The 12,015-nt window shown below is 44.4% G+C and carries 8 protein-coding genes and 1 riboswitch; of the genes, 5 read left to right on the top strand and 3 right to left on the bottom strand.

Annotated elements, in window-relative coordinates:
* Positions 1–8 precede the first annotated feature (8 nt).
* A riboswitch (SAM riboswitch) is annotated at positions 9–120 on the top strand.
* Positions 121–354: 234 nt separating this feature from the next.
* The 4 genes from ACVW0P_RS04810 (at position 355) to ACVW0P_RS04795 (ending at position 5,357) form a co-directional block, all read left to right on the top strand.
* Positions 355–1,668, top strand: a complete 1,314-nt coding sequence (locus tag ACVW0P_RS04810; RefSeq protein WP_457131067.1) for an O-acetylhomoserine aminocarboxypropyltransferase/cysteine synthase family protein — start codon at positions 355–357, stop codon at positions 1,666–1,668.
* A gap of 86 nt (positions 1,669–1,754) precedes the next feature.
* Complete coding sequence (locus tag ACVW0P_RS04805; protein WP_457131066.1) at positions 1,755–2,810, top strand: homoserine O-acetyltransferase family protein; 1,056 nt, start codon at positions 1,755–1,757, stop codon at positions 2,808–2,810.
* Positions 2,810–4,042: a homoserine dehydrogenase gene (locus tag ACVW0P_RS04800; RefSeq protein WP_457131065.1), complete on the top strand. Its 1,233-nt coding sequence runs from the start codon at positions 2,810–2,812 to the stop codon at positions 4,040–4,042. Before ACVW0P_RS04805 ends, ACVW0P_RS04800 begins: the two co-directional genes overlap by 1 nt.
* 115 nt (positions 4,043–4,157) lie before the next feature.
* Positions 4,158–5,357: a glycosyltransferase family 87 protein gene (locus ACVW0P_RS04795; RefSeq protein WP_457131064.1), complete on the top strand. Its 1,200-nt coding sequence runs from the start codon at positions 4,158–4,160 to the stop codon at positions 5,355–5,357.
* Positions 5,358–5,437: 80 nt separating this feature from the next.
* On the opposite strand, the gene ACVW0P_RS04790 is transcribed toward ACVW0P_RS04795, so the two are convergent.
* Genes ACVW0P_RS04790 through ACVW0P_RS04780 form a run of 3 tightly spaced genes read right to left on the bottom strand, consistent with a single transcriptional unit; the run spans position 5,438 to position 10,973 of the window.
* The gene (locus tag ACVW0P_RS04790) at positions 5,438–6,970 is read right to left on the bottom strand and encodes a dihydrolipoamide acetyltransferase family protein (protein ID WP_457131063.1); all 1,533 of its coding nucleotides are present in this window, start codon (positions 6,968–6,970) and stop codon (positions 5,438–5,440) included.
* 51 nt (positions 6,971–7,021) lie between these two features.
* Complete coding sequence (locus ACVW0P_RS04785; protein ID WP_457131062.1) at positions 7,022–8,263, bottom strand: competence/damage-inducible protein A; 1,242 nt, start codon at positions 8,261–8,263, stop codon at positions 7,022–7,024.
* Between the two features lies 1 nt (position 8,264).
* Positions 8,265–10,973: a putative LPS assembly protein LptD gene (locus ACVW0P_RS04780; protein WP_457131061.1), complete on the bottom strand. Its 2,709-nt coding sequence runs from the start codon at positions 10,971–10,973 to the stop codon at positions 8,265–8,267.
* Between the two features lie 94 nt (positions 10,974–11,067).
* Here ACVW0P_RS04780 and ACVW0P_RS04775 point away from each other — a divergent pair, with 94 nt between their 5' ends.
* On the top strand, positions 11,068–11,988 hold the full coding sequence (locus ACVW0P_RS04775) for an N-acetylmuramoyl-L-alanine amidase family protein (RefSeq protein WP_457131060.1): 921 nt from the start codon (positions 11,068–11,070) through the stop codon (positions 11,986–11,988).
* Positions 11,989–12,015: the final 27 nt, after the last annotated feature.

Raw genomic sequence — 12,015 nt, 5'->3', positions numbered from 1 at the left:
CGGATTTTGGTTTATAAAGAAGCGGCGAGAGATCAGGCTCAGAGAACCGCTGGCAACCCTACAAGGTGTAGAAGGTGCCAATTCCTGTCCCGGAGAATAGTTAACCGGGGGATATAAATTTTTAATCATGAAAAGTTTAACTTACGTACAAACAAACACATCGCAGGCCCCATTGGCCCAAAGTTTAGCATACAACCAATTCCACGGCTGTATTTGTATGTGTTGCTGCTGCTGTTGATTCGGTAACACGTTCCCTTTTCTGTTTTCCTGAAAAATACGTGATCTGCTGAATAGGATAGTTCTATCCTGTCGTAACCTTTAACATTTCATTTAAATACTCTTAATCTACAGAATATGTCTAACTTAAAATTCGAAACACTGCAACTACATGCCGGACAGGAAGTTGACCCTATTACAGGCGCGCGTGCAGTACCATTGTTTCAAACCACATCATACGTATTTAAAAATGCCGAGCATGGTGCAAACCTGTTTGCGCTAAAAGAATTTGGCAATATATACACCCGTTTAATGAACCCCACCACTGATGTTTTCGAGAAGCGTATTGCCGCTCTTGAAGGTGGCATCGCGGCTTTGGCAACAGCATCAGGCCAGGCAGCACAATTTATCGCCTTGAACAATATTTTACAGGCAGGTGATAACTTTGTTACCTCCCCTTTCTTGTACGGCGGTACTTATAACCAGTTTAAGGTTGCCTTTAAACGCCTTGGTATAGAGGTGCGTTTTGCAGAGGACGATACTGCGGAGAATATCGAAAAACATATCGACAGCAGAACAAAGGCTATTTATACCGAAACCATCGGTAATCCCGGTTTCAGCGTCCCCGATTTTGAACAACTGGCAAAATTGGCGAACGAGCACGATCTGCCGTTAATAGTTGATAACACATTCGCCGCAGGCGGATACCTGTTCCGCCCTTTGCAGCATGGCGCCCATGTGGTTGTAGAATCTACCACTAAATGGATCAACGGGCATGGCACCAGCATTGGCGGCGTTATTGTAGATGGCGGTACTTATGATTGGGGCAACGGCAAGTTCCCGCAGTTTACCGAGCCAAGCGAAGGCTACCACGGTTTAATATTCAATGACGTATTTGGTGTAAACGGACCGTTTGGAAACATCAACTTTATCATTCGTGCCCGGGTTGAAGGTTTGAGGGATTTTGGGCCGTCGCAATCACCGTTTAATTCATGGTTGAATATCCAGGGATTAGAAACCCTATCCCTGCGTGTACAACGCCATGTAGATAACGCCCTTGAACTTGCCAAATGGCTGGAGCAGCACCCACAAGTAGAATCTGTTAATTACCCGGGACTGGAATCATCAGCGTCCCACACCCTTGCCAAAAAGTATTTGAAAAATGGTTTCGGTGCTGTGTTGTCCTTTAAAATTAAGGGCGATAAGGAACTTGCCAATAACCTCATCGATAACCTGCAATTGGTTAGCCACTTAGCAAACGTGGGCGATGCCAAAACATTAATTATACAGCCGGCGGCTACCACGCACCAGCAACTTTCAGATATAGAGCAGATCTCTGCCGGGGTTTTGCCGGGCCAGTTACGCGTTGCTGTTGGTATTGAACATATAGATGACATTAAAGCTGATTTTGCACAGGCGTTTGCCAAAATAAAGCAGCTTGAATTAGTATAACGATTTTAGTTTTTTTAGTTTTTAAGTGATGTTATGAGGGGGCGGTTGTTTTAGCCGGCCGTCCCCCAAATAACGAAGAGTAACAAATGAGCACACAAAGTTTTACCTATACCGGAAAGTTTGAACTGGAATCCGGCCAGAAACTGCAAGGACTTACAATTGGCTTTAATACGTACGGGAGCCTCAATAAAAACCGGGATAATGTAGTGTGGGTATGCCATGCCCTCACTGCAAATTCCGACGTTTTTGACTGGTGGAAAGGCTTTTTCGGCCCCGAAGACCACTTTAACCCTGATGAGCATTTTATTGTTTGCGCAAATGTTTTAGGTTCGCCTTACGGTACTGATAATCCATTAAGCACTAATCCTGCAACCGGCTTGCCTTATTACCTCGCGTTCCCGGAGTTTACCATCAGGGATATCGTAAAAGCACATATATTACTGGCCGATCATTTAGGTATCGACCATGTAGAAACATTATTGGGCGGATCGTTAGGCGGCCAACAAGCTATCGAATGGAGCATCATCGAGCCAGAACGTATCAAAAACCTGATATTGATAGCTACAAACGCCAACCATTCACCATGGGGTGTTGCCTTTAACGAATCACAACGTTTAGCCATCACTGCCGACCGTACCTTTTATGCCGGTGCCCCTGATGGTGGTGCTAAAGGCCTGAAAGCCGCGCGCAGCATAGCGCTCCTATCCTACCGTACCTACAAAACTTACGGCATCACCCAACAGGAAGATGGCGATACGGTTACCGATAATTTTAAAGCATCAACCTATCAGGGTTACCAGGGCCAAAAGTTGGTGAACCGGTTCAACGCATACAGCTACTGGTACCTGTCAAAGGCTATGGATTCGCACAATGTGGGCCGCGGCAGGCACGGTGTTGATAAAGCCTTGAGCCTGATAAAGGCACGCACGCTGGTTATCGGCATAAAATCTGACGTATTGTTCCCTATCGAGGAGCAGCAATACCTGTTCAGGCATATCCCAAAATCTGCCTTTGCCGAACTGGATTCGTTTTACGGGCACGATGGGTTTTTAATAGAAACAGAAGATCTTACAAATATTATTACGTCGTTTTTTAAAACAGATGTAAAAGGGAAAATTATAGAATTACAAAAAATAGCTTAATGAGCAAGAAACTGAATATAGGCCTCTTCGGATTTGGAGTAGTGGGCCAGGGATTGTACGATATTATCAAAACAAAAGACCTGAATATAGAGATCGTTAAGATCGCCATCAAAAACCCGGGCAAAGAACGTTCGTTGCCAAATGAATTGTTTACCACCGATAGGGACGAAATACTGAACAACCCGGAAATAAACACCATTGTTGAACTGATAAACGATACCGAAGCCGCTTTCGAGATAGTGTCCCGTGCGCTTAGTACAGGTAAAAACGTGGTATCGGCCAGTAAAAAAATGATAGCTACCTATTTGGATGAGTTGATAGAGCTACAACAGATCCATGGCACTTCGTTGTTATACGAAGGCGCGGTTTGCGGTAGCATCCCAATTATCCGTAACCTGGAGGAATATTACGATAACGAATTACTGCACTCTATCAGCGGGATCTTTAACGGATCATCAAACTACATTTTATCAAAAGGCTATTTAGAGAACCTTGATTACGATACCGCCCTTAAACAAGCGCAGAACCTTGGCTTTGCCGAAACCGACCCAACCATGGATGTTGGCGGTTACGATGCCAAATACAAATTGATCATCGCGGCAGCGCACGCTTATGGAGTGGTTATCAACCCTGAAGATGTGTTGAACATTGGCATCCAAAACTTGTCGCCAAATGATCTCCAATATGCACGCGAAAAGAAATTAAAGATAAAACTGGTGCCGGTTGCTAAGGAATTAGACGATAAACACGTTACCCTGTTCGTTCTGCCAAAATTTGTAAACGAAACCGAGTTTTTATACAACGTGGAATATGAATACAATGGCGTTACGGTACAGGCCGCCTTTGCCGACCAGCAATTCTTTTTTGGAAAAGGTGCGGGAGGCCATCCAACAGGTTCGGCGGTGCTTTCTGATATAGCGGCCCTTCGTTACGATTACCAGTATGAGTACAAAAAAGCCAAAGGCGCCACCAACCTGCAGTTCACTAACAATGTCGAAGTAAATATTTACCTGCGTTATGATGACGAAGCTTTGGTTGATGCCCTGGAGTTTGAACATATCCACGAGCGTTTTTACTCGGGTAGTTATAAATTCGTCATCGGTAAAATAAACTTACAGAAACTGATAGATAACCAGCAGCGCATTGCCGATACAAAGGCTTTTGTTGCATTTGCCGATCAGCTAACAGGCGTTACGTTAGCCGCAGAAAAGTTGCAGGAAGCCGAGGCTTAATTATATCGCACATAAATTATAAGGTTGACGGTTATCCCGCCAACCTTTTTTATGCCCGCTTGCTACCTTGAATATAAACGGCAATACGTATCATTGCAAAACCTTTTACCCCAGTATGCAAAAACTAAAAAGCATCCTTTTTAACAAAAAATTTATACTTATCCTTTGGTTTGGTTTGAGTTTTTTCGCCGTTGCAAAAGACATTATCACGCATTTCGATAACAAGCTTACCACGCATAACAACTATATCATTTACAAACACAACTTTTTAAACCTAATTCACCAGCATACGCTATTTGGGCCCGAGCCTGAGTTTTACCACGATCTTAACCATTACGGGCCGGTGTTTGGGCTGATAATAGCGCCTTTCGCGGTTTTACCAAACCAGATCGGGGTTGTGCTTTGGGCTATGTTTCTCGCATTTATTCTATACTATGCTGTAGAAAAACTTCCTTTAAATAACGCACAAAAGTTAGTTATACTGTTACTAAACATTAACAGCATGATGGGTTCATCGGGGAATGTGCAGGTAAACCCGTTGATAACCGCGCTGGTGATTTTTAGCTTTATATTCATCAAGAATAAACAAGATTTTTGGGCTGCGTTAATGATCGTGTTAGGTACCGCGATAAAACTGTATGGTGTTGTGGGCCTTGCGTTCTTCTTCTTCTCAGATAACAAACCAAAGTTTATTTTAAGCCTTGTGTTTTGGTCGGCCGTGCTATTTGTGTTACCAATGCTGGCTTCATCGCCAGAGTACATTATCAAAACATATCGCGATTGGTACCCGGATCTGCTTGCTAAAAATGCGGATAACTTTGTATCACCAAGGGCAAATATGAGTGTGATGGGGATGGTGTACAGGATCTTCCATGTCGAGAAACTATCAAACATGTTTATCCTGCTACCTGCTTTAGCTTTGTTTGGCGCATCTATGTTGCGCATAAAATACTGGCGAGATGTTAAGTACCAGTTGCTTTTGCTGGCGTCAGTATTGATATTTACTGTAATATTTAGCACCGGGTCCGAGCCGCCTACCTATTGTATAGCGTTTATTGGCGTGGGGATCTGGTATGTTAACTTAGGCCGACCAATCACGGGTTACGAACGCTTCCTGCTCATATTCGCATTGGTAGGTACAGGCTTTTCCTCATCCGATCTGATGCCGGCATATTTAAGATCGCATTATTTTATACCATATTCATTAATGGCGTTCCCATGTTTGCTTATCTGGCTAAAGATAATCCATGAAATGCTCACCCGCCAGTTTGACAAACCTGAAGAAACGTTGCAGATAAGCACTGTAACAAACTAATAAAAGCAAAAGGCTTCCGATTATGGAAGCCTTAGCTTTTTGTAGAACTCACAAATTAAATTAACTATATATTCCTGTAACTATAAACTCCTGTTAGTGTCCCAATTTTCCAGGTAATGGGCTACCTTGCTCACGAACTGGCCTCCCAGCGCACCATCAACTACACGGTGGTCATAAGATAACGAAAGGAACATCATGTGCCTGATGGCTATAGCATCGCCTTTTGGTGTTTCTATTACAGCCGGTTTCTTTTTTATAGCACCAACAGCTAATATGGCTACCTGCGGCTGGTTAATAATTGGCGTACCCATCACATTACCGAAAGAACCTACGTTGGTTATAGTGAACGTACCGTCCCGTACATCATCGGGTTGTAACTTGTTGTTACGGGCACGTGTTGCCAAATCGTTTACCGCTTTGGTGATGCCTATAAGGCTAAGCTGATCGGCCTTTTTAATTACCGGAACTATCAGGTTGCCGCTTGGCAAAGCAGTTGCCATACTGATGTTGATATCCTTTTTCTTGATGATCTGCGTACCGCTTACAGATACGTTAATCATCGGGAAATCTTTTATAGCTCTCACCACAGCCTCGATAAATATCGGGGTGAAGGTTATTTTTTCGCCTTCGCGTTTTTCAAACGAGTTCTTGATCTTTTCGCGCCATAACACAAGCTCGGTTACATCGGCCTCTACAAAGGAGGTAACATGCGGCGATGTGTGCTTGCTATAAACCATGTGTTCGGCAATCAGCTTGCGCATCCTGTCCATCTCTATGATCTCCTGCCCGCCCGATACGGATGTAGCAGCAGGTTGAGCTTCTGTAGTAGCTGCAGCGGCTTGTGGCGCAGCAGTTGACTGTGGCGGCGCAGGCGGTTGTACGGGTTCAGGTAACGCAGCAGGTGCTTGCGGCGCGGTATAAGCAGGCACTACAGGCTGCGATTGAGCCATTGCCGGTGCAGGTTGTAGCGGTGTACTATCCGTTTGTTGTGCTGCATGGATTTTAGATCCGCGTTTTTGGATATACTCCAGCAGGTCGTCTTTTGTTAAACGGCCTTCGGCGCCAGTGCCCGGTATGTGGTCAAGCTCGTTATTGCCAATACCTTCCTGGTTGGCTATATTTTTTACCAATGGCGAGTAAAAGCGATTGCTATAATTTACGCTATCAATTGGTGCGGACTCTCTTTGTTCAATTTGGCTTATGCCAGGTATATCGGCAATGGGTGCAGGGTCTTCCGCTACTGATTGCGCTACAAAATGTGATGCTTGTTCTCTAATTGCTTGCGGTGCAGTTTCCGGGGTTTGAATAACTTCAGGCTCAGGTGCAGATGTAGTTTCAGGCGCCGATTGGGGGATGTCACTACTGTCGGCGTCTTCAGTTTCTATGATGGCAATTACCGAACCTACCTGTACTACCTCATCCTCTTTACAAAGCTGTTCAACTAACTTTCCTGAAACCGGTGACGGGACTTCCGAATCTACTTTATCGGTGGCAATTTCCATAACTGCCTCATCTGCTTCTATATAATCGCCGGGTTTTTTAGTCCACTTGATTATCGTCGCTTCCGCAACGCTCTCACCCATCTTTGGCAGTAATAATTGGTATTTGGCCATACGCAAAACTATAGTTCGTTGATCAAAATTATACAATATATAACGGTACTGCTAATTTTCTTTCAGTAAAGTAATTAACATAAAAAAGGCCGCTACAGCACTCCTTTCAATGTTTTGTGTTCGCTTGTTGCCAAATGTGTATTTCTTCGTCACAGTTTTGCCGGCTTTTGCCGCCGCTATCCATACGGTGCCTACAGGTTTGTCTTCGCTGCCTCCGCCAGGCCCTGCAATGCCCGTTATCGCAACCGAAAAATCGGATTTAAACTGGCGCAATGCACCCTCGGCCATTTCGGTAACTGTCTGCTGGCTAACGGCGCCAAATTGATAGAGCGTTTCATTATTGACGCCTAAAAGGTTTTCTTTCAGGTCGTTGGAGTAAGTTATGCCGCCCCCTAAAAACACCTGCGACGAGCCCTCGTGTTGGGTTATTAAATGAGATACGTAACCACCCGTGCAGCTTTCGGCTACAGAAAGGGTAAGCCCGCGTTCGGCCATATAATTCAGGACAACTTTTTCAAGCGGGATATCTTCTTGTGCAACCACATTGATGCCCACCCGCTCTACTATCCTCGCTGCAAATTCATCTAATTCATCTTGTAGCGAAGGCTCGCCATCGCCATAGGCACTTAGCCTTAAACGCACCTGCCCCATTTTTGGCAAATAGGCCAGTTTGATGCTGGCTGGCAAATCGTTTTCAATGTCTGCTATCTTCTCGGCCAGGAATGATTCGCCCTCGCCTACAGTCAATATGGTTTTGTGGATGATGACCGGTAGTTTAAATGTCCTTTTTAGTTTAGGGATCACTTCCTCCTCCATCATATACTTCATTTCGAAAGGGACGCCCGGCATCGATACATAGATCTTCCCGTCCACATTAAACCACATCCCCGGCGCTGTGCCGTTGTTATTCAGCAGAATTTCGCAATTCGCGGGTACTTCGGCCTGCTTGCGGTTAACATCAAGCAACGGGCGGTTGTACTTTTTAAAAATGTTCTCAACGTTTTGTAAAGCCTGGTCATTCAGCACCAAGCCGACGCCAAAGTATTCTGCTATGGTATGTTTGGTGATATCGTCTTTTGTTGGGCCAAGGCCACCGGTTATCAGGATGATATCTGCACGCCCGGCAGCTTCTGCAAGTGCTTTAAGGATGTGCTGCTTATCGTCGGATACTGACGAGATCTGTTTCACACGTATCCCCTCCCCGTTAAGTTTCTGTGCCATCCAGGCAGAGTTGGTGTCTACAATCTGTCCAATTAATATCTCGTCACCAATGGTTATGATCTCTGCAAGCATATTAATTAAAATTCTGATTGTTTGTGTAGTCGCTTCGTTTACTCAGTTTCAGGTCCTGCAATATTGATGCCTTAACCTTTAGGGTTACGTTATATGATTTGTAGAAACCAAATGGCAGCCACTGTACTGATAAGTCCCAGCAATGCAGATCGCGATAGATAGCAAATGACGTGGCGCTGCTCAATTGCCTTGCCTTAATATCATAACTGCTGTTATATTGGATCTTCCACTTTTGAGTAAGGCTTACATCGCCGCTTACCATTATGGTGTTGCTTGTACTGCTGTTAATTACCTGGTTAGAGTACGAATAACTGTAGTTTATAGAGATGTTCCACGGGATGTTAAAATCGATATAGGCACCCGGGTCGCTATTGATCATTGCAAGCCTTTGCGCCTGGTTAGGATCCATGGTTTCGAGCGTATTTCCTACAGGCTGCACTGTTTTAGGCCTGAAAGTAGCCGGGTTTAACGCACCGCTTGCCGATAAGGTGAAGCTTTGTAATAAAGGGAACTTACCATCTTGCCAGCTGTAACGGTTTACCCTGCGGATATATTTTTGCACCTGGTTGCCAGAAATAGAATCGCGCACCTGGGTGGTATATGGGTCAAGTGAACCGCTAAAGTTGATATTGATCTTCTGGTTCAAGATGGCTGTGTGGCCCGAGAAGTTAATGTTTGCAAGTTTTAATGAATCGGCCGCGAAGTTGTAAAATGAAGAAAAGGTTAAACCCTGTAAGATAGGGATCTTCCGGGCGACACCAGATGTATCGGTGCTTTTAGGCTTAACCTTAGCTTCTATTGTGTTATCTAACGAGAAGCCTATGCCTGCTTGTTTACCAATACCTGGCCCGCCATAAACAGATTGCTCATATATAGAATAGCGTTGCGCGTAATAAGGATAGGGAACTGTGGCAGCACTTACGGCCGTACGATAGTAACCATAGCTTGGGTCACCAAAATCCGGCTGGTAGTTAAAGCTGATAGACGGTGTGGTTACATGCCTTATGGCTATTAAATTCCCTTTTTTAAATGGTAGGGTACCATAAAGTTTTGTTGAAACACCTGCATTTAAGCTATACTGGTAGTTACGGGTAAAACCTTGTACGGTATCGGTAACGGGCAATACCTGCCCTGCGGTAGTACCCCTGTCAAACCTGCGGCGGATACTCTGCAAATACCAGCGTTCGGTGTAGTTGATACCGGTATTAAACTGGAAATATTTGAGAAACGTAGCGTTAAATGCTACGGGGATATTGTGTTGCAAACCATTTTGAAGGCGTTTCGTAAAGGTATTGGCTTTAAACAGCTCCGCTTCGGGTACCGCGTTTAGTTTGTTAGTACCTACCAAGCTGTAGCCAACGGTTATGCGTTGATACCATTTTTGCTCACCCACACGGTCTTTAGAATCAAACGGACTAAGCGTAGCCATGTTAAAGCTAAATGTTGGCAACTCCAGCGTTACGGTTTTGGCGGTAAGGTCCTGGCTGTGGCCTAAACTCACGTTTAAATTAAAGGGCGTGCCTGCCCAAGTTTTACCATACGAGATACTCGAACGTAAGTTATTTTGCGTTAACTGGGTTAAGTTATAGTTGTTTTGGCCAGGGCTGTTACGGTAAAAGCTTGATGTACCCGCGTTAACCGATGCACTAAAGGTAGTACCGGGGTTAGCGTTAGGGTCTTGCGAGTGGGTCCACGCAATGTTAAAATCTTTTATGGCAGGATCACCGGAAAGGCCGTAATTGTGCGAACCGTAGCTTAATGTTAAACTACCGCCGTATTTGTATTTTTTAAGATAGCGGGCATTTGTGTTTATCTCGTAGGATCCTTTTGAGTACAAGGTAGCCATTGTGGTCAGGTCGATATAATCGCTAAGGGCAAGGTAATAACCAATATTGCGCAGGTAAAACCCCAGTTTTTGGTCCTCACCAAAGGTTGGTAATATTAAACCGGATGTGCGCGAATCGGGCTTGGGGAAAAACCCGAACGGGATGCCCAAAGGCAATGGCACACCTGCTATCTCTAAATATGCCGGGCCGGATATAATGCGGTTTTTTTGGCCGATACCCTTTGTAATTACGATGCCAAAGTGTGTTTCGGGGTAAGGCAGATCGCAGGTGCTGAATATTACGTTACGGTATGCCACCTCGGTTTCGTTAAGGCGTTTTGCCTGCCCGCCCGATATAAAGTTCCCCTCCTGCTCAGACGCGGGGTTCCAGATCTTTCCTTTTTTGGATTTATAGTCAAATAATAACGAATCGGATGCCACAGGTTTTTCGGTGCCCGATTTGGAAAGTGGCCTGCCAATATATCGCCTGGTTTTTGAATCGATAGAACCGCGGGCAAATATCTGGTGCTTGTTTTCGTCAACACGTATGTAGTCGGCATCAAGCTCAAAATCCTCGTAAGTAACCCGTGCCCGGCCATACAGATATTTGATCTTGTGATCGTTATCAACAAAGGATGAATCTTCGGCTGTAGCTTTTACAATAGATTTTAGTCCCCCGGCACTTGGCGTGGTATCCCGCTTGGTATTTACCGAAGCTGTTTTGGGGGCGGTGAAATTACGGCCCTTTGTTTTGGTATTGTCGGCTTTAATGGTGCTTTTCGGCTGGATGATTTGGCGGCCGTTTACGATTTCGGGTTTTATAATTGTATCTTGGACAGCTGCGTAGCGGAAATCCGCATTTGCGGACGCTGCTATGCTACCCATTAATATTAGTAAAATTGTAAAAAAAGGCTTAACTAATTTCAAAATTGATTATGAATAGTATTTTTGCAGGTACAGTTAACAGCGTTCAAAGCTAATGAAAAATAAAATATTGAACAGGTTGAAAAGAACGATTTGTAGCGTTGCTGCTTTATTAATTTGCTTCTCATTATTTTCATTCACCTCAAAAGATCTCGTAGAAAAAGACACCGTTGTAAACAGTTTTAAACTTAGAACGGTTATCATTGATGCAGGCCATGGCGTTAAGCCAACTAATGCCCCACCGGGTCATTATTCGCCTGGTGCAGGTGGCGCTTTTTCTAACGAAAGGAATGTAACGCTTGCCATTGCATTAAAATTGCAGAAAGCAATTGAAAAAGATTTGCCGGGTGTGAAAGGTGTTTTAACCCGCACAACTGAAGAGGATGTATCGTTTGAAAAGCGTGCCGAAATTGCCAATCAAAACAAGGGTAATTTGTTTATTTCTATCCACTGTAATTCACTGTCAGACAGGGTGGTTCGTGATCGTGTTAGCACCAGGCGCGGCAAGGCGGTTTACAAGTCGGTACGCGTGGCAGATCGTTCGGGTAAAGGGGTGTTGATGCTGGTATATGGTTTGCACCGATCGCGCGAGGAACAAGACGCCATTAAAAACAACCAGGTGGAGGATGAGTCTGGCATAGACGGCGGCGCTTTAGACCCTAACGACCCCATAGTAGTGATACTCACAGACGCATACATGCGTAAATTTCGTAAACAAAGTATAAAAATTGCAAACTTAATTAACGATGAGATTGTTGGGACAGACAACAGACGAAGCGAGGGGCTGCGTGAACAGGGCCTTTATGTGCTTTGCCACAGCGCAATGCCGTCTGTATTGGTTGAAACCGGCTATATAAATAACACCGAAGAAGAGGAATATTTAAACTCAGAAGAAGGTCAAAAAGAGATAGTTAACTCGATAGTAAGGGCAATTAGCAAGTACAAAACACAAATGGAACAAGTTACAATAAACTAAACACAGAAAATTAAATACTTCGATATA

The sequence above is a fragment of the Mucilaginibacter sp. UYNi724 genome (genome assembly GCF_054057495.1).
The sequence above is the reverse complement of the archived record's forward strand: the minus strand, read 5'-3'. Positions and strand labels throughout refer to the sequence as shown.

Excerpts from the sequence above, each read along its gene's own strand:
- ACVW0P_RS04785 (WP_457131062.1), bottom strand. The coding sequence starts at position 8,263 with ATGCTTGCAGAGATCATAACCATTGGTGACGAGATATTAATTGGACAG.
- ACVW0P_RS04795 (WP_457131064.1), top strand. The coding sequence starts at position 4,158 with ATGCAAAAACTAAAAAGCATCCTTTTTAACAAAAAATTTATACTTATC.
- ACVW0P_RS04805 (WP_457131066.1), top strand. The coding sequence starts at position 1,755 with ATGAGCACACAAAGTTTTACCTATACCGGAAAGTTTGAACTGGAATCC.
- ACVW0P_RS04810 (WP_457131067.1), top strand. The coding sequence starts at position 355 with ATGTCTAACTTAAAATTCGAAACACTGCAACTACATGCCGGACAGGAA.
- ACVW0P_RS04775 (WP_457131060.1), top strand. The coding sequence starts at position 11,068 with ATGAAAAATAAAATATTGAACAGGTTGAAAAGAACGATTTGTAGCGTT.
- ACVW0P_RS04790 (WP_457131063.1), bottom strand. The coding sequence starts at position 6,970 with ATGGCCAAATACCAATTATTACTGCCAAAGATGGGTGAGAGCGTTGCG.
- ACVW0P_RS04800 (WP_457131065.1), top strand. The coding sequence starts at position 2,810 with ATGAGCAAGAAACTGAATATAGGCCTCTTCGGATTTGGAGTAGTGGGC.
- ACVW0P_RS04780 (WP_457131061.1), bottom strand. The coding sequence starts at position 10,973 with ATGGGTAGCATAGCAGCGTCCGCAAATGCGGATTTCCGCTACGCAGCT.